Below are 16,962 nucleotides of genomic sequence, written 5' to 3'. Positions count from 1 at the left end.
CAACAAGGACCGCATCATGTCCGTCATCGATACTGACCGTCCGCGACGCCGCCGCATGACCGCGCTCGCGGCAGGCCTCGTCACCCTGCTGGCGACCTCGTCGTCGGCCTTGGCCGAGGACGTCGTCCTGAAGGTCGGCGTGCCACAGGCCTTCGGCTATTTCGCCGCCCTCTGGCAGAAGGACGTCCAGCTTCCGGGCGTGAAGGTCGAGTACAAGTACTTTCCCAATACCGCGGATCTGAACGACGCCATCCTGTCCGGCGCCGTCGACATCGAGGACCAGGGCGAGATCGGCCCGATCCAGATGGCCGCCAACGGCTCGAAGAACAAGGTCGTCGCCTGCACCGGCCCGAACGGGCACAACACCAATTTGATCGTGCGCCCGGAAGTCGAGGCGAAAACCTTCGCCGACTTGAAGGGCAAACGCATCGCCTATGCCCAGAACAACAACCACAAGCTCTTCGTGCTGCACCTCCTGAAGGCGCACAACCTCAAGGACGAGGACATCACCTCGGTCAACATCCTCGGCGCCGAGGCGGTGTCGGCCTTCGTCACCGGTCAGGTGGACGCCACCTCGCAGAATTCGCCGACCGCGGCGCAGATCTTGGAAAAGGTGCCGGGCAGCTACCTGCTGGCGCGCGGCGACGAATACGACATCTCGAACCTCTACTGCATCTTCGCGACGCCGAACGCGGTCGCGAACAAGGCGGAGGCGATCCGCGCCTTCATCCGCGAATACGAGAAGATCATCCAGTGGGCCAAGGCCAATCCGGACGAGTATGTGAAGCTCGTCGCGCCGAAGCTCGGCGTCTCGGAAAACGCGGTGCGCACGGCGCTCAACAACAATTCCGGCGGCCTCGCGCGGATCGATGACGCCTTCCTCGCCGAGAAGCAGGTCTATGCCGACGAGGTGTTCGATTCCGGCATCATCCGCCGTCGCCTCGACGCGAAGGACCTCTTCCTCACGGACTTCAACGACGCCATCGCCAACCCCGTCGTTCCGGAGGCGAAGCCGTGAGCGGGCAGGGGAGGATACGCTTCGGGGTCTGGGCCCCGCATCACGGATATTTCGGGGCGGACAGCCATCCGGATGATCTCCCGGATGCGAGCTACCGGCATAATCGCGAAGTCGTGGTCGAGGCCGAGCGTCTCGGCTTCGACGCGGCGCTGATCGCGCAGCACACGATCAGCCCGCGCAATGCCGAATCGGACGTCGTCGATGCCTGGACGGCCTCGGCCGGCATCGCCGAGGCGACCAGCCGTATCGAGATCATCGCGGCGATCAAGCCGTTCCTGCACAATCCGGGCGTGCTGGCGAAGCAGGCGCTGGGCATCGACCAGATCAGCCATGGGCGCTTCTCGATCAACCTGGTGAGCGGCTGGTTCCTGCCGGAGATCCAGCAGCTCGGCATCCCGCTCCGCGAGCACGACCAGCGCTATGCCTATTCGTCGGAATGGCTGGAGATCGTCCGCCGGCTGTTCGCCGGCGAGACCGTCACCTTCCGGGGCGAGCATCTTTCGGTCGACGGGCTGTCGCTGCGACCGAAACCGCTGCGGCCCGGCGGGCCGACCATCTATTTCGGCGGCGAGTCGGAGCCGGCGCGCCAGCTCGCGGCGGCGCAGGCCGACACCTATTTCATCAATGGCCGCTCGCTCGCCGAGACGCGGGACCTGATCGTCGATCTCGCCTCGCGCCGAGGCGCGGCGCCGCCGCTCCGCTTCGCGCTCTCGGCCTTCGTCATCGCGCGCGAGACCGAAGCGGAGGCGCAGGCGGAGTTCGCGCATCTGCTGTCGCTCGTCAGCCGCAACGAGATCGCCCGCCTGCGTTCCGGCACCGACAAGGCGGTGCAGATGATGAAGGTGAATGCCGGCGTGCCCGTCGTCGGCTCGAACGGCGGCACCAATGCGGGGCTCGTCGGCAGCTACGCGCAGGTCGCCGACCGCATCGTCGCCTTCCGCGAGGCCGGCATCGACCTCTTCATGCTGCAGTTCCAGCCGCTCCTGGCCGAACTCCGGCGTTTCGGCGAACGCGTGCTGCCGCTGGTGCGCGAGCGCGAGGAACGGTCTTTGCGCGCGGAGGCGACGTCATGAACGCCCGGGCGGAACCGTTGCAGCAGCCGGCGCGGGTGATCCGGTCGGACGTCGAGGCGATCGCGGTGGCGGAGGCCTATGCGGATCGCATCCGTCCCTCCGCCTCCGAGCGCGACCGGAACCGGACCCGGCCCTGGGCCGAAATCGCCGATCTGCGCGCGACCGGCCTGCTCGGCATCACCGTGCCGCGCGCCTTCGGCGGACCGGAAGTCTCGATCCATACGCTGGTCGAGGTGTTCCGCATCCTCTCGGCCGCCGATCCGGCGATCGGCCAGATCCCGCAGAACCACTTCTCCCATCTCGAGAACATCCGCGCGCTCGGCAGGCCCGAGCAGAAGGCCTTCTTCTATGGCGGCATCCTCGCAGGCCAGCTCTGGGGCAATGCGCTGTCAGAGCGCGGCACGCCCAAGGGCGGCTACGCCAACATGAAGACCCGCATCGAGCGGGGGCCGGATGGCGGCTACATCCTGAACGGGACCAAGTTCTACACCACCGGGGCGCTGTTCGCGCAGTGGCTGCCGGTGGCAGCCCTCGACGGCGAGGGGCGCGCCCACATGGTGATGGTCGAGCGCGAGGCGCCGGGCGTCGAGATCGTCGACGACTGGAATGCAATGGGCCAGCGCGGCACGGCGAGCGGGACGGCGACCTTCGATCGCGTCGTCGTCGGCGAGCGCGATGTCGTGCCGATCTGGCAGTATGATTCCGGGCCGAGCACGCGCCCGGCCTTCGGCCAGATCATGCATGTCGCCGTCGATATCGGCATCGCGCAGGAAGCGCTGGCCGATACCGTCGCCTATGTCCGCGAGCGCAGCCGGCCCTGGTACGGCGCCGAGCTGGAGCGGGCGGGCGACGATCCGCACATCATCCGCCGCGTCGGCGAGCTGCACGTCGAGACCGAGGCGGCCTGGTCGCTGCTGCTGCGGGCCGCCGACACGTTCGACCGCGTCCGCGCGGCGCCGCGCGACGACAAGGCGACGGTGGATCTCGCCATCCTCGTCGCGGCCGCCAAGGCGGCGGCCTCGGCCGTCTGCGTCAAGGTTGGCAACGACCTGTTCGCGCTCGCCGGCACCAGCGCCGCCGACGAGACATGGAACCTCCACCGGCACTGGCGCAACGCCCGCACCCATACGCTCCACGATCCGGAGGTGTGGAAATACCACTACATCGGCGACTTCATCCTCAACGGCCGCATCCCGCCGCGCCAAGCCCTCCTCGTCTGAAGAAAGGAATTTCCATGAGCAGCATCGCGCCGCCGTCCGGCCTGTCCTCCGCCGGGACGCTGCCGCAGGACATCTGGTACACGGTCTGTCCGGTGCCTTCCGCGGCCAGCATCGCCTTTGCGCGCGGCGAGTATGCGTCGGAATTTGAGGGGACGGGCGTGACGCTCAACTCGATCCGCTCGCATCCGGACCGCAAGATCCGGGAAGCGCATTACGACCAGTCGCACGAGAACCTGTTCCGCGAGGGCGGCAACATTCCGCCGATCGTCGCCCGCTCCAAGGGGCGCAATCTCCGCATCATCGGCCTCTCCTGGATCGAGCATTATTCCCGCATCCTGGCGCTGCCGGGCTCCGGTATCCAGAACCCCGGCGATCTGAAGGGCAAGCGCCTCGGCCTCATCAAGCGTCCGAACGATCCGGTGGATTTCCCGCGCGCAACGGCGCTGCGCGGCTATCTCGCCGCGCTCGAAAGCGTCGGCCTCGGGCCGGATGACGTCACCTTCGTCGACATCGTGCTGGACGAGCCGCTGGTCGGCAAGCCGCCCGAGGGGCAGGCGCTGAGCAGCTCGTATTTCTCGGCGCGGGTGACGCGGAAGCGGCAGGGGCCGGAGCTGAAGGCGCTGATCACCGGCGAGATCGACGCGATCTACCAGTCGTCGCAGGCGGCCGAGTTCGAGGCCCTGCTCGGCGCCGAGGTGGTCGCCGACATCGCGGCGTTCCCCGAGGTCAAGAGCCGCATCAACAATCTGGCGCCGGTCGCCTTCACCGTGCGCGGCGAATTGCTGGAAAGCCGCCCCGACGTCGTGGCGCGCTACCTCGCCCGCGCGATCAAGACGGCGCGCTGGGCCGCCGCCAATCCCGGCGACGCCAAGCGCCAGATCGCCCGGGACAGCAGCATCGCCGAGGAATGGGTGGATGCGGCCTATTCGGCGTCGGTGCACACCGCGCTCGAGCCGTCGCTGACGCCGGAGCTGATCTCGCTGCTCAAGGACCAGAAGGATTTCCTCGTCCGCTGGGGCTTCGCCCCGCATGACTTCAGCGTCGCCGACTGGATCGCGCATGAGGCGATCGAAGAGGCGCGCCGGCTGGTCGACGCGGGGCGGTAGCCGCCCGATCAGGCCGGCACGATCGCGCGCGGGGCAGGGGGCCAGTTCCGTGCCCCGCGCGATCGTTTTCCATTCGGCTTTCGATAGCCGGGTAATCTTGCCTGCATAGCTGCTTCCCGGGGCATGGCTCTTGCGCCCGCGTTCGTCCTCGGCCATGCTCCGGCCATTCCGAGGGGTGTTCGCTGACGCGAGCTGAGATGGCCATGGGCCGAACCCTTCGAACCTGATCCGGGTCATGCCGGCGAAGGGACGGGAAGCTGGTTTACGACGTCTGCTCGTTCATCGCCATAGGTATGGCCTCGTCCGTATTCCGGAGGAGCGGCTTCGCCATGGCGGCACGGGCTGAATATGACGCACCCGATCGCGGGAGCGGATGGCTGGGCGGCGTGCTGCGCGCGCTCCTCGTCGCCGTCGCGCTGGTCGCTATCTGGCAGGCCGTGATCCTCGTCTTCGCGCCGCCGCCCTTCATGTTGCCGCCACCGGCGCGGGTCTGGCGGGCGCTGGTCGAACGGCCGGACCTCTGGCAGCGCGACGCCGTCACTACGCTGATCGAGACCGTCTCGGGCCTCGTCACCGGCGCGCTCGCCGGCATCGCACTGGCGCTGGTGATGACCTTCGTGCCGGCGATCCGGCGCATCCTGATGCCGCTCCTGATCGTCACCCAGGCCTTCCCCGTCTTCGCCATCGCGCCGCTGCTGGTGCTCTGGTTCGGTTTCGGCATTGGCTCGAAGATCGTCATGGCGACGATCGCCATCTTCTTCCCCGTCGCCTCCGCCTTCCATGACGGGCTGACGCGGACGGAGGCCGGGCTCATCGATCTGAGCCGCCTCTATCGCGCCCGGAACTGGCAGGAAATCCTCTATTTCCGCGTTCCCTACGCCCTGCCGGCGCTTGCCTCGGGGCTGCGCGTCGCCGCCGTCTACGCCCCCGTCGGCGCGCTGATCGGCGAATGGGTCGGCGCGTCCTCCGGGCTCGGCTACGCCATGCTGATGGCGAACGGCCGCGCGCAGACCGACGTCGTCTTCGCCGCGCTGGCGCTGCTCGCGGCCATGGCGGTGCTGGTGCGCGCCGCCGTCGACATCGCCACCCGCCATATCGCGCCCTGGGCGCCGGAAACGCTTTCCTGACCTCTCGCCTGACCTCTCGATCCGCAAAGGAACCCTATCCGATGAAACGCTTCCCTCGCCTTGCCGCCCTCGCGTTCGCGGCGGCGATCTCGGTCGCGCCGGCGCATGCCGCCGACAAGCTGACGGTCCTGCTCGACTGGTTCTACAACCCGGACCATGCGCCGCTGGTGATCGCCAAGGAGATGGGCATCTTCGAGAAGCACGGCCTCGACGTCGAGATGATCGCGCCGGCCGACGCCAGCGCACCGCCGCGCCTGGTCGCCGCCGGCCAGGCCGACATCGCCGTCACCTACCAGCCGGACCTGATGCTGCAGGTCAAGGAAGGCCTGCCGCTCACCCGCATCGGCACGCTGATCGAGACGCCGCTCAACGCGCTGATCGTGCTCAAGGACGGCCCGGTGAAGACGCTCGCCGACCTGAAGGGCAAGAAGATCGGCTATTCGGTCGCGAGCCTGCAGAACGCCTATATCGACACCGTCCTCGCCACGGTCGGCCTGACCGAGAAGGACGTCGAGATGGTCAACGTCAACTTCAACCTGACGACGTCGCTGATGTCGGGACAGGTCGACGCGATCATCGACGGCTACCGCAATGTCGAGCTGATCCAGCTCGGTCTCGAGGGCAAGCCCGGCAAGGCGTTCTTCCTGGAGGAGCACGGCGTGCCGTCCTATGACGAGCTCATCTACGTGACGCGGAACGAGCTCCGCGAGGATCCGCGCATGGCGCGCTTCCTCGCCGCGATCGAGGAGGCGACCATCTACCTGACCAACCATCCGGAAGAGGCGCTGGCGGTGTTCCTGAAGGCGCATCGCGATCTCGACAACCAGCTGAACCGCGATTCCTATTATGCGACGCTGCCGCGCTTCGCCAAGCGCCCGGCGGCGCTGGATGTCGGTCGCTATGACCGCTTCGGCGAGTTCATGAAGGCGAGGGGCCTGCTCGACACGGTGCCGCCGATCGACAGCTACGCGATCGCGCCGCGCTGAGGACCTTGCGGCCGGCCATCCGTTCCCGGGTGGCCGGTCGTCTCAGGCGGCGGTGCCGTCCGCCTCGCTGATCAGCACGACGGGCTCGTGCTTCGCGTCGTCGGGGAGGCCGGCGAGGCGCAGGCCCTCCAGATATTTGTCGAGCGCCGGGCCCGACAGGTTCCGGATGGCGGCGGCGATGCCGCCGATCGTCAGGCCGGGGTTCTCGGCGAGCAGGCGGCGAACCGCGCTGCGGGCGAGCGTCATCTGCCCGGCGAGGGCGGCGGACGTGGCCAGCAGCCGGTAGGCCCAGACCATGCCCGGCCGGCCGTGCAGGGCGCGACCGGCGAAATGCGCCGCCTCGGCATAGCGGCCGAGCAGGAAATGACAGGTCGCGATGCCGGCAAAGGCGTTGAACTGGATCGGATCCTCGGGGCTGAGCGCGATCGCCTTCTCGAAGGCCAGGATCCCGCCCTCCGGATCGCCGGAATAGGCCTTGGCATAGCCGAGCCGCGTCCACGCCCAGGCGAAGGTGGTATCGAGCGCGATGGCGCGCTCGATATAGACGAGCGCACGCGCCTGATCGGTCATCAGGATCGAGAAGGTGGCGCCGATCGCCGTCATCACCAGCGGGTCGGCCTCCGCCGTCTCGGCCGCCTGTTCGGCGAGCGCGAGCGCGACGTTGCGGTCGTGCACCGGGTCTTCGGACCAGAGATAGGTGATCTGCTGGCTCAGGCACCATGCCTTCAGGCTGAGCACCGTGCCGGAGCTGGGATCCGAGGCCAGCGCCTGCTCGAGCAGCGCCAGCGCGGCGGCGTTGTCCTCGCGCCGATGGGCCCAGAAATGCGGCATCGCCTTCAGCACGAGATCGTGCGTCTTCAGCGTGTCGGCTGCCTTGCGCTGCGCCCGCTCGATCTCGGCGCCGCGAACGGCCGGCCTGAGCGCGCCGGCGACGAGTGTCGCGACGTCGTCCTGCAGGGTCAAGGGATCGTGCACCGTTCCGTCCTTGCGGCCGGACCACAGATGCGCCCCGGTCTCAGCCTCGACGAGCTGCGCCGTGACGCGCAGTACGTCGCCCGCCTTGCGGACGCTGCCCTCGATGACATAGCGCACGCCGAGGTCGCGCTGCAGCGCGCGCACGTCGGTCGGCCGGTTCTTGTAGGTGAAGGCGGAGTTGCGGGCGATGACGCGGATGTCGCGCACGCGCGACAGCGTCGCCGTCATCTCCTCGACGACGCCGTCGGCGAAGCCTTCCTGGTCGCGCGCCGGCGACAGATCGTCGAAGGGCAGCACGACCGCGAGCGGGCGCAGGTCCGGCGGCTGGGCCTGCTGCAGCTGCGGGACGCCGAGCCTCGGGGGCGTCAGCATCTGGCCGGGCGTCGGCGGGAGACTGGGCAGCGGCTTGCCGGCCGGCATCCAGAACCAGGCCTCGACGGGGTAGGGCACGCTGCGCAGGTGCAGGAATCCGGCTGGGCGAAACGCCGCCGCGGGTTCCGCCAGCAGCTGCCAGCGGACAGAATGGGTGATGGCGATGCCGCCGGGAGGCGCGGCCGCCTGCAGCCGCATGGCGAAGCCGATGGCGGCGCCGAAGCGGTCGTCCCCGGTCAGGATGATGTCGGCGAGCACGATGGCCGCGCGGACCTCGACCGGCGAACGGTCGCGCGCCGCGTTGCGTGCGGCCATGGCGGTCTGGAAGGCCATCGTCCATTCGACCGCGTCGAGCACGCTCGGGAATTCGACCAGCCCGCCGTCGCCCATCGTCTTGATGATGTGCGCGCCGTAACGGCCGAGCGTCGGGCGGACCAGCGTCCGGTAGATCGAGCGCATCTCCCGAATCGCGCCAAGCTCATCCCGCTGGATGAGCTCGGAATAACCGACCACGTCCAATGCGGCGATGACTGTCAGGCGACGACGCGGGCGCGCCATGGCTGATCCTCAATCCCGAAATGAATGAGCATGGAGGCATCCGTGACTTACGCTACGGCATGCCTCAGCTGTCGGATACAATACCCCGACAATTTTCGCAATAGGTTCGTTTCGAAAGAAAGGTGAAATATCAACGCGCGGGGTCGAACGCGGCCGACGCTTGCTCAGGCGTCGGTCGCGGCCAGTTCGTCGTCACCATGGTTGCGCTCGAGGTCGCGCGCCCCACGGCGCACGGCCTTCTGCACTTTTTCGAAGGCGCGCACCTCGATCTGGCGGACGCGTTCGCGGCTGACGCCGAATTCGGCGGAGAGTTCCTCCAGCGTCATCGGCTCGTCGGCGAGGCGGCGCGCCTCGAAGATGCGGCGCTCGCGTTCGTTCAGGACGCCCATCGCGTCGCGCAGCAGCTTGCGGCGATTGTCGGCCTCTTCCTGGTCGGCGAGGATGGTTTCCTGGCTGTCGCTGTCGTCGACAAGCCAGTCCTGCCATTCGCCGCCCTCGGCGTCGGCGCGCAACGGCGCGTTCAGCGAGGCGTCGCCGCCGAGACGGCGGTTCATCGAGATGACGTCTTCCGTCGTGACGCCGAGCTTGGTGGCGATCTGCTCGACCTGGTGCGGCTTCAGATCGCCTTCCTCGAGCGCCTGGATCTGGCTCTTCATCTTGCGAAGATTGAAGAAAAGGCGCTTCTGGTTGGCGGTCGTGCCCATCTTGACCAGGCTCCACGAGCGCAGGATGTACTCCTGGATCGAGGCCTTGATCCACCACATCGCATAGGTCGCGAGGCGGAAGCCCTTTTCGGGCTCGAACCGCTTCACCGCCTGCATCAGGCCGACATTGCCTTCGGAAATCACTTCGCCGATCGGCAGCCCGTAGCCGCGATAACCCATCGCGATCTTCGCCACCAGGCGAAGATGGCTGGTCACCAGCTTGTGCGCGGCGCTGCGGTCGTCATGCTCCTTATATGCTTTGGCAAGCATATATTCTTCATCCGGCGCGAGCATGGGGAAGCGCCGGATATCGTCGAGATAGCGAGACAGTCCGGCTTCGCCGGACGCGATGACAGGAAGACTTGCTCTGGCAGCCATTGTGCCCCCTCCGTTCTGACGGCGCTCCCCGAAAGCCAGCGCCGATCGCGGCCACTTTGGCCCGCGTGGAGATATATAGGCACGAAATACAAGTTTAACAGGACCGCGCGGCGCGGTTTCGGTTCACAGTCCGTTGAAAGCTTCGATCAGTTCGGCGAGATCCGCCGGCGGCTCGGATTCGAAATGCAGCGTCTCGCGCGTCGTCGGATGCTCGAAGCCGAGCAGCCAGGCATGCAGCGCCTGGCGGTGGAAATGCGACACGAGCGTCCGCGCCGGCTCGGGCAGGCGGGCCGCCTTGGTGAGGAAACCCTTGCCATATTCCTGGTCGCCGATCAGCGGCAGGCCCATGGCCGCCATGTGGACGCGGATCTGGTGCGTGCGCCCGGTCTCGAGGCGGAGATCGAGCAGGCTGGCGATCGGCGCCGTCTTGTCGCCGAAGCGCTGCTCCACCGTGTAGTGGGTGATCGCTTCCTTGCCGCCCGTCTTCAGCACGGCCATCTTCAGCCGGCTGGTCGGCGAGCGGCCGATCGGCGCGTCGACCATGCCGTAGGGCAGGGCCGGAACGCCCCAGACGATCGCCTGGTAGCCGCGCTCGAGCGGGCCGCTGCGGCCGTGATCGGCGAACTGCTTGGCGAGGCCCTTGTGGGCGCGGTCGTTCTTGGCGACCACCATCAGGCCGGTGGTGTCCTTGTCGAGGCGGTGCACGATGCCCGGGCGGCGCACGCCGCCGATGCCGGAAAGGCTGTCACCGCAATGGGCGATCAGCGCGTTGACCAACGTGCCGCTCCAGTTGCCGGCGGCGGGATGCACCACGAGGCCTGCCTGCTTGTCGATGACGAGCAGGTCGTCGTCCTCGTAGACGACGTCGAGCGGGATCGGCTCGCCCTCGGGCTCGGCCGGGACAGCCGGCGGCACGGCGACGCGGATGACGTCGCCCGCGTTGACCGCCTTTTTGGCCTCCACTATGGTCGCGCCGCCGATCGAGACGTGACCGGCCTCGATCAGGGATTTGAGGCGGCTGCGGGACAGATCGGCAATCGCGGCGGCCAGATAGGCATCGAGGCGCCGGCCTGCCGCGTCCGGTTCGACCACGAGGTCGACGATTTCCTCGCCGTCATCCGGAAACTGGTCCATGGCTCACACTTCTTCCTCTTCGGCCCCGCACTCGCCCAATCCTTCGGAACCACAGGACGAAGCGCCGCTCGATCCGGCGATGGAGCGCGTCCGGCAGAAGCTGCGGCGGTTGATCCTGGTCTCGGGGACGACGGTCCTGGTCGGCTTTCTCGCCGTGCTGTTCGCCGTCATGTACAAGATCGCTCCCGATCGAAGCAAGCCCGCTCTGCCGGCGAACGCCGAACCGGTCACGATCGCCGACGTCCTGCCGGCCGGCGCACGGGTCGTCTCGACGGCGCTCAGCGGCAATCTGCTGGCGCTGACGATCGAGGCCTTCGGTGCGACCCGCGTCGTCGTCATCGATGTCGGCACCGGCGCCGTCGTCCGCCACCTCGATCTCGGCACGGCACGCTGACCGGCCGCGTCCGGGACGAGGAAAAAGTTCTTCACAGGCAGTTTGAAGAAGTTTGGCGAGACGCTCTTGCCAAGCTCCGACCCAATCGGTATATCGCGGTCATCCGAAGCAAACGGATGTGCGCCCTTCGTCTAGCGGTCAGGACGTCGCCCTCTCACGGCGAAAGCAGGGGTTCGATTCCCCTAGGGCGTACCAAATTTGCTCCTCCTCCCCGACAATCCGAATTCGATCGTTTGACCGCTCTCGTGGTCGTTTCGCCGTGAATTCTCGGTCCTTGGCCGGGCGGCCGTGGCTGGGGACTTGAGCCAGCTTTTCATCGGAATTCCATCGGGTCGTGACACCGCTGTCATGCGGGCTTCCTAATCGGGGCGAGCTTTCCTCAACCTAGAAAGGATGCTCGATGCCGTTGCGTTCCCTGATTGCCGCCGCCGCGCTCACCACGATCGCCGGCGCGGCCGTCGCAGCCGAGACGTTCCCCGCCAAGCTCGCCGGCCATGCCTATCTTCCGGCCATGACCCTGATCGCGCCGCCGGCCGACGCGCCGCGCGACGCCATCGTCTCCGGCAAGTTCACCGGCAAGACGCGCAACGAAGTGCCGATGAGCGTGATGGGCGACGTCGGCGCCGCCTATGGCAGCCACCCGACCGGCATCTCGCTGCCCTTCGTCGGCCAGCCGGTGCAGGGCCTGTCGGGCTTCGCCATGAACCGCGCGCCGGACGGCTCAATCTACACGCTGACCGACAACGGCTTCGGCACCAAGGCGAACAGCCCCGATGCGATGCTGTTCTTCCATCGCATGAAGCCGGATTTCGCGACCGGCAAGGTCGAGCGGCTGGAATCAGTCTTCCTGCGCGATCCCGACCACAAGGTGCCGTTCCGCATCGCCTATGAGGGCACGGACAGCCGCTACCTGACCGGCGCCGATTTCGATCCGGAGAGTATCCAGGTGCTCGGCGACGAAGTCTGGATCGGCGAGGAGTTCGGCCCCTACATCGTCCGCGCCACGCTCGACGGCCGCGTGCTCGCCGTCTATCCGACGATGCTCGACGGCGAGGTCCTGCGCGGACCCGACACGCCGGGCGTCGTCGTTCCCGCCGTTCCCGGCAAGGATTTCCGCGTGCAGCGTTCCGGCGGCTATGAGGGCATGGCCCTGCAGCCGAAGACCAACCTGCTCTGGGCGATGCTCGAGAAGCCGCTGCTCGGCGAGGACGGCAAGCCGGAGGGCGACTTCCTCCGTGTCATGACCTTCGACACCGGCAAGGGCGCCTGGACGGGCGACAGCTACCGCTTCCGCCTCGCCGAGGGCGCGACCGCGATCGGCGACTTCAACTTCATCGACGACACGCGCGCACTGGTGATCGAGCGCGACAATGGCGAGGGTGATCCGAGCCTCGCCTGCAAGACCGACGACAAGTCGGCCTGCTATCCGATCCCGGCCAAGGTCAAGAACATCGTCCTGGTCGACACCGCCAGCATCGACAAGGACGGCGCCATCCGCCGCATCGCCCAGATCGACCTGATGAAGATCGCCGATCCGGACGGCAAGGCGATCGTCAAGACCGCCGCCGACCGCGACCTCACGGGCATCTTCACCTTCCCGTTCTTCACCATCGAGGACGTGATGCTCTACGACGACAAGCACATCCTGGTCGCGAACGACAACAACCTGCCGTTCTCGGGCGGTCGCGAGATCGGCAAGGCCGCCGACAACGAGTTCATCCTGCTCGACGTCGCAGATTTCCTCGCCGCCAAGTAAGGCAAGCAGCTGGAGGGCAGGGCGGCTTTGTCGCCTTGCCCGCAGCAATTGAAGGGGCGCGTCCGGTTTAGCCGGGCGCGCCTTTTTCATGAGGCGGGATCGCGGCCGTGGACATAGGCGTCGAGGCCGGCGACGAGGTGGTCGAAGACGAGGCGCATGCGCCGCACCGACCTGAGATCCTCATGCATGGCGACCCAGCATTCGAGCGGATAGGCGAGTTCCTCCGGCACCAGACGGACGAGATCGGGATCCCGCGCCGCGAGCGGGCTCTGGCAGCCGCCGATGCCGAGGCCGGCGCGGATCGCGGCGAGCTGCGTCGTGTCGCTGTCGGTGCGCAGGCTGAACATCTCGCGCGAGAGCGGCAGGCCCAGCGCCCGCAGCGCCCGGATGGCGGGTGAATCGCGGTCGTAGCCGATCAGCGTATGGCCGGTCATTTCCGCCAGGGTCCGCGGCGTGCCGCGTCGCGCCAGATAGTTGCGGTGGGCATGCAGGCCGATGTCGATCGTGCCGATCCGCCGCGCCAGCAGCGCGCCCTGGGTCGGCCGGACATTGCGCACGGCGATGTCGGCCTCCCGTCGCAGCAGGTCCTCGTTGCGGTTGGAAACCACCAGCTCGATGGCGATCTGCGGATGCCGCTCCATGAAGGGCGCGAGGATCCCCGGCAGGATCTCGGTGCCGACCACCTCGCTCGCGGTCAGCCGCACCGTGCCTCGATCTTCCTTCGCTTCCGCCGACGCTGCGCGCACCAAAGTCTCGGCCGCCGCCGCCATCGTCTCGGCATGCGGCGCCAGCTCGAGCGCCGCCTCGGTCGGGGCCAGGCCGGCGCGCGACCGGGTGAAGAGCACCACGCCGAGCGCCAGTTCCAGTTCGTCGATGTGGCGGCCGACGGTCGGCTGGGTCAGGCGCAGATGGCGCGCGGCGCCGGAAAGGCTGCCGTCGCCGAGCACGGCGAGAAACGAGCGGAGATGATCCCAGGATGGCGTCATAATACAAGAATGAATGACAGCTATCCGAAGTTCAACAATTCCGCATGACGCCATCCGGCGCCATCCTGTCATTATCAACGTAGGAAACAGGGATCGGGATCATGACGGAAAACAGGATCGCACTGGTCGTCGGCGCGACCGGCGGCATCGGCGGCGCGGTGGCCCGCGCGCTGGTCGACCGGGGCTGGACGGTGCGCGGCCTCAACCGGCAGCCGGAGGCGGCGGCGCTGAAGCCGGGCGGCGAGGGCATTCAATGGGTTAAGGGCGACGCCATGAACGCCGAGGATGTCATCGCGGCGGCCAAGGGCGCCTCGATCGTCTTCCACGGCGCCAATCCGCCGGGATACCGGAACTGGCAGGGGCTGGCGCTGCCGATGCTCGAAAGCACGATCGCGGCGGCGAAGGCCGCGGGGGCGCGCATCGTCTTTCCCGGCACCATCTACAATTTTGGGCCCGACGCGCTGCCTTTGGTCGACGAGCAGTCTCTGCAGCGGCCGACGACGCGGAAGGGAAAAATCCGCGTCGCCATGGAAGCGCGGCTGCGCGAGACGGCGGCGGCGGGAACGCCGGTGCTGATCGTCCGCGCCGGCGACTTCTTCGGCCCCGTCGCCGGCAACAACTGGTTCGGCGCCGGCATCGTCAAGGCGGGCAAGCCGGTGACGCGGATCTCCTATCCCGGCCGCCCCGATGTCGGGCATGACTGGGCCTATCTGCCGGATCTCGCCGAGACCTTCCTGCGGCTGATCGAGCGCGCGGACGAGCTGGCGCCGTTCGAGGTCTTCCATTTCCGCGGCCACTACTTTGATCGCGGCATCGCCATCGCCGAGGCCGTGCGGACGGCGATCGGCCGGCCGGACATGAAGATCCGCCGTTTTCCCTGGTTCGCGATCTATCTCGCGGCGCCCTTCGTCGAGATGTTCCGCGAGCTGATCGAGGTGCGTTATCTCTGGACCGAGCGGTTGGAGCTCGACAATCGCAAGCTCGTCCGCTTTTTGGGCGCCGAGCCGCATACGCCGCTGATCGAGGCGTTGACGGAGGCGCTTCGCGGCATGGGCTGCATGCCGGTCGCGCTGCCTCGGCCGGTCGGCACCGGCTTCGCGGTCCGCTGATCGCGCTCAGGGGCTGGCGGGATGTCTCGACGCGAACCCGACTTCGCGTGCGAGCGCTCTAGAGACTGCCGCTGGCGTGCTGCAGGGCGCGGATGCGGTCGGCGAGGCTGGTCGGGGCCGGCTCTTCCGGCGGCGGCGGCAATTCCGTCACCAGGCTCGGCCCGTCGCCGCGCTCGGCCGCCAGGCGGGCGACGGCGGCGCCGAACTCGATCAGCTTGCCGCGCAGCAGCGCCGTCTCCTCGGCGCTTGCCGTGCCGGAGGTCTGCTTCAGCGTTTCGATGTCGCTCGCGAGCTGCGTATTTTTGGCTTCGAGCGCCGCGATCTGCCTGGCGAGCCCGATCTTCTCTTCCTGGATGGCGATCGCGCCCATCTCGGCCGCTTCCGCCTCGACCAGCCGCAGCGAAAGGTCCTCGATGCGGGCATGCGCGTCGTTCAGGTCGGCCTCGCGCTTCTTCAGCTCGGCGAGCGCTGCGTCGACCGCCGCCTTGGTCTCGTTCTCGCGGCCGCTTTGCTCTTCGCTCATATGGCGCTGGATCGCCAGATTGGCCTTCAGCGTCGACATTTCGCTTTCGATGTCGGCGCTGGCGACCTCGCTCCCCGTCGAAGCGATCTTCATCGCCGCCAGCGTGTCGCGCAGATTGTCGAGCTCCGTGTCGCGGGCGATGATCTCGAGGCGCTGGGCCTCGCGCTCCGAGGCGAGATCGCGGATCGCTTCCTCCGCCGCCGCCAGATTGGAGCGGATGGTGACGAGGCTCTGTTCGGTCGTGGCGCGCTCGGCCGTGCTCGCGGCGAGCGCCAGGTCGGATTCGGCCAGCCGCGTCTCCAGCTCGACCCGGCGCGTCTCCAGCCCGACGATGTCGTCGGCCGAGAGCGAACCCTGCGCGGTCAGGTGGGTGATCACCTCGCGCTTGCGGTTGATGTCGATGAACTGCTCGGCGACCTGCGCCTTCAGCCGTCCGATCGTCTGGTTCAGGGTGCTGATCGAGAGGGCGAAGCCGGCGCGGATCTGGTCCTTCTCGGCCTGGATCTCGGCGCGCGTCATCGGCAGCGTGCGTTCCATGTCGCGACGCGACAGCCGCAGCGCGCGGCGCCAGAGCGGGGGGCCGAGCACCAGGGCGACGATCCCCGCCGACAGGAAGCCGAGAGCGAAATACATCACTGCTTCGATCAACGCATCGTCTCCGGAATCTCAACCACGCCCGAGGAAAGCCCGGCGAGGCTCGTCCCGCAGACATCGGCTCTTCGGCGCTACCATGCGCGCATCCTCCTAATGACATCGGAAGAAGGCGCGAGTCCAGCAACAACCGTGTGCGCGCGGTCTGCCAGGCTCGTTCTAGCGCTTGTGTTGCCGCGACGCCGTGACATGGATCACAGGCGGACTATTTGCGGATCAGAACGGGTTCCAGGTCTGGCGGTCGGTGAACTTCAGGTAGCCGACATTGAAGCCGAGGCGGGCGCCGAGGCCCGAGACAATCGGCACGATGAAGACGTTGTCGCGCGAGAGCACCGTCATGCCGACGCCGCCGACCAGATAGGCCGAGCCGTTGACGCCGCCGAAGCGGTCGTAGATCGCGCTGATCGAGGGGAGATTGTAGACGAGCATCATGACGCGCGAGCCGTCGCCGCCGATGTCCCAGCCGAGCGAGGGGCCCTGGAAGAACACTTGATGCTGGCCGGCATTCTTGGTGTAGAGCGTGCCGTTGCCGTAGCGCAGGCCGGCGAACAGCGCTCCTGAGCCCTGTTCGCCGAGAATGTAGCCGTTCGGCAGGCCGTATTTCGAGACGGCGTGTTCGACCACCGAGGCGAGACTGCCCGACACCTCGCCGAAGAACTTGTGGCCGGTATTGACCAGCTCGTCTGAGGAATAGCTGTCGGGGCTCTGGGCGAGGGCAGGCCGGAGCGCGAGGATTGGCGCGGCCAGCGCGATCAGCGCGAGGAAGAACGTAAGACGCAGGCTGCGAAACATCTCGGACGGCTCCTTGTCGGTCGTGGCGGCATTGATGGCAGGGACCCGACCCCGTCGGGTGGAAACCGGCGCTGCGCGTGCGAATCACCGATAGCATGGA

15 protein-coding genes, 1 tRNA gene and 1 riboswitch are annotated in these 16,962 nt (G+C 67.6%); of the genes, 10 read left to right on the top strand and 6 right to left on the bottom strand.

Going from position 1 to position 16,962, the window contains the following annotated elements:
* Positions 1–16: 16 nt before the first annotated feature.
* The 6 genes from AC6HZP_RS20360 (at position 17) to AC6HZP_RS20335 (ending at position 6,530) form a co-directional block, all read left to right on the top strand.
* Positions 17–1,018: an ABC transporter substrate-binding protein gene (locus AC6HZP_RS20360; protein WP_497524327.1), complete on the top strand. Its 1,002-nt coding sequence runs from the start codon at positions 17–19 to the stop codon at positions 1,016–1,018.
* On the top strand, positions 1,015–2,091 hold the full coding sequence (locus AC6HZP_RS20355; protein ID WP_497524326.1) for an LLM class flavin-dependent oxidoreductase: 1,077 nt from the start codon (positions 1,015–1,017) through the stop codon (positions 2,089–2,091). Before AC6HZP_RS20360 ends, AC6HZP_RS20355 begins: the two co-directional genes overlap by 4 nt.
* The gene (locus AC6HZP_RS20350) at positions 2,088–3,311 is read left to right on the top strand and encodes an SfnB family sulfur acquisition oxidoreductase (RefSeq protein ID WP_497524325.1); all 1,224 of its coding nucleotides are present in this window, start codon (positions 2,088–2,090) and stop codon (positions 3,309–3,311) included. Before AC6HZP_RS20355 ends, AC6HZP_RS20350 begins: the two co-directional genes overlap by 4 nt.
* Positions 3,312–3,325: 14 nt before the next feature.
* Positions 3,326–4,417, top strand: a complete 1,092-nt coding sequence (locus tag AC6HZP_RS20345) for an ABC transporter substrate-binding protein (RefSeq protein ID WP_497524324.1) — start codon at positions 3,326–3,328, stop codon at positions 4,415–4,417.
* Positions 4,418–4,578: 161 nt separating this feature from the next.
* A riboswitch (TPP riboswitch) is annotated at positions 4,579–4,684 on the top strand.
* Positions 4,685–4,746: 62 nt separating this feature from the next.
* On the top strand, positions 4,747–5,544 hold the full coding sequence (locus AC6HZP_RS20340) for an ABC transporter permease (protein WP_497524323.1): 798 nt from the start codon (positions 4,747–4,749) through the stop codon (positions 5,542–5,544).
* Between the two features lie 41 nt (positions 5,545–5,585).
* Positions 5,586–6,530: an ABC transporter substrate-binding protein gene (locus AC6HZP_RS20335; protein WP_497524322.1), complete on the top strand. Its 945-nt coding sequence runs from the start codon at positions 5,586–5,588 to the stop codon at positions 6,528–6,530.
* 42 nt (positions 6,531–6,572) lie between these two features.
* On the opposite strand, the gene AC6HZP_RS20330 is transcribed toward AC6HZP_RS20335, so the two are convergent.
* The 3 genes from AC6HZP_RS20330 to AC6HZP_RS20320 form a co-directional block, all read right to left on the bottom strand.
* A complete protein-coding gene (locus AC6HZP_RS20330; protein ID WP_497524321.1) occupies positions 6,573–8,435 on the bottom strand; it encodes an adenylate/guanylate cyclase domain-containing protein in 1,863 nt (620 codons plus the stop codon).
* 164 nt (positions 8,436–8,599) lie between these two features.
* Positions 8,600–9,517: an RNA polymerase sigma factor RpoH gene (gene rpoH / locus AC6HZP_RS20325; protein WP_201400745.1), complete on the bottom strand. Its 918-nt coding sequence runs from the start codon at positions 9,515–9,517 to the stop codon at positions 8,600–8,602.
* A gap of 123 nt (positions 9,518–9,640) precedes the next feature.
* Positions 9,641–10,651 (bottom strand): RluA family pseudouridine synthase, encoded by a 1,011-nt coding sequence (locus tag AC6HZP_RS20320; protein ID WP_497524320.1) that lies wholly within the window; start codon positions 10,649–10,651, stop codon positions 9,641–9,643.
* Here AC6HZP_RS20320 and AC6HZP_RS20315 point away from each other — a divergent pair.
* From AC6HZP_RS20315 to AC6HZP_RS20305, 3 genes are all read left to right on the top strand, one after another.
* The gene (locus AC6HZP_RS20315) at positions 10,650–11,045 is read left to right on the top strand and encodes a hypothetical protein (RefSeq protein WP_201400743.1); all 396 of its coding nucleotides are present in this window, start codon (positions 10,650–10,652) and stop codon (positions 11,043–11,045) included. The genes AC6HZP_RS20320 and AC6HZP_RS20315 overlap by 2 nt on opposite strands.
* Before the next feature lie 120 nt (positions 11,046–11,165).
* Positions 11,166–11,240 (top strand) — tRNA-Glu (locus AC6HZP_RS20310).
* Positions 11,241–11,445: 205 nt separating this feature from the next.
* The gene (locus AC6HZP_RS20305) at positions 11,446–12,801 is read left to right on the top strand and encodes an esterase-like activity of phytase family protein (protein WP_497524319.1); all 1,356 of its coding nucleotides are present in this window, start codon (positions 11,446–11,448) and stop codon (positions 12,799–12,801) included.
* An 86-nt stretch (positions 12,802–12,887) separates the two neighbouring features.
* Here the strand turns inward: AC6HZP_RS20305 and AC6HZP_RS20300 are convergent, their stop codons facing one another.
* Positions 12,888–13,790, bottom strand: a complete 903-nt coding sequence (locus AC6HZP_RS20300; protein ID WP_497526832.1) for a LysR family transcriptional regulator — start codon at positions 13,788–13,790, stop codon at positions 12,888–12,890.
* A 98-nt stretch (positions 13,791–13,888) separates the two neighbouring features.
* Between AC6HZP_RS20300 and AC6HZP_RS20295 the strand changes: the two genes are divergently transcribed.
* Positions 13,889–14,896: an NAD-dependent epimerase/dehydratase family protein gene (locus tag AC6HZP_RS20295; RefSeq protein ID WP_497524318.1), complete on the top strand. Its 1,008-nt coding sequence runs from the start codon at positions 13,889–13,891 to the stop codon at positions 14,894–14,896.
* A 58-nt stretch (positions 14,897–14,954) separates the two neighbouring features.
* Here the strand turns inward: AC6HZP_RS20295 and AC6HZP_RS20290 are convergent, their stop codons facing one another.
* Together AC6HZP_RS20290 and AC6HZP_RS20285 are read right to left on the bottom strand one after the other, a co-directional pair.
* Positions 14,955–16,067: a coiled-coil domain-containing protein gene (locus tag AC6HZP_RS20290; RefSeq protein ID WP_201400739.1), complete on the bottom strand. Its 1,113-nt coding sequence runs from the start codon at positions 16,065–16,067 to the stop codon at positions 14,955–14,957.
* Positions 16,068–16,286: 219 nt separating this feature from the next.
* Entirely contained in the window at positions 16,287–16,862 is a 576-nt protein-coding gene (locus AC6HZP_RS20285; RefSeq protein WP_201400738.1) for a DUF1134 domain-containing protein, read from the bottom strand.
* Positions 16,863–16,962 lie beyond the last annotated feature (100 nt).

The organism is Kaistia sp. SLG-1, assembly GCF_059699055.1.
Note: the sequence above shows the minus strand (reverse complement) of the source record. Positions and strands in the feature narration are given on the sequence as shown.

Coding starts and splice junctions, on each gene's coding strand:
- AC6HZP_RS20360 (WP_497524327.1), top strand. CDS start 17: ATGTCCGTCATCGATACTGACCGTCCGCGACGCCGCCGCATGACCGCG.
- AC6HZP_RS20350 (WP_497524325.1), top strand. CDS start 2,088: ATGAACGCCCGGGCGGAACCGTTGCAGCAGCCGGCGCGGGTGATCCGG.
- AC6HZP_RS20345 (WP_497524324.1), top strand. CDS start 3,326: ATGAGCAGCATCGCGCCGCCGTCCGGCCTGTCCTCCGCCGGGACGCTG.
- AC6HZP_RS20340 (WP_497524323.1), top strand. CDS start 4,747: ATGGCGGCACGGGCTGAATATGACGCACCCGATCGCGGGAGCGGATGG.
- AC6HZP_RS20335 (WP_497524322.1), top strand. CDS start 5,586: ATGAAACGCTTCCCTCGCCTTGCCGCCCTCGCGTTCGCGGCGGCGATC.
- AC6HZP_RS20330 (WP_497524321.1), bottom strand. CDS start 8,435: ATGGCGCGCCCGCGTCGTCGCCTGACAGTCATCGCCGCATTGGACGTG.
- rpoH (WP_201400745.1), bottom strand. CDS start 9,517: ATGGCTGCCAGAGCAAGTCTTCCTGTCATCGCGTCCGGCGAAGCCGGA.
- AC6HZP_RS20315 (WP_201400743.1), top strand. CDS start 10,650: ATGGCTCACACTTCTTCCTCTTCGGCCCCGCACTCGCCCAATCCTTCG.
- AC6HZP_RS20320 (WP_497524320.1), bottom strand. CDS start 10,651: ATGGACCAGTTTCCGGATGACGGCGAGGAAATCGTCGACCTCGTGGTC.
- AC6HZP_RS20305 (WP_497524319.1), top strand. CDS start 11,446: ATGCCGTTGCGTTCCCTGATTGCCGCCGCCGCGCTCACCACGATCGCC.
- AC6HZP_RS20295 (WP_497524318.1), top strand. CDS start 13,889: ATGACGGAAAACAGGATCGCACTGGTCGTCGGCGCGACCGGCGGCATC.
- AC6HZP_RS20285 (WP_201400738.1), bottom strand. CDS start 16,862: ATGTTTCGCAGCCTGCGTCTTACGTTCTTCCTCGCGCTGATCGCGCTG.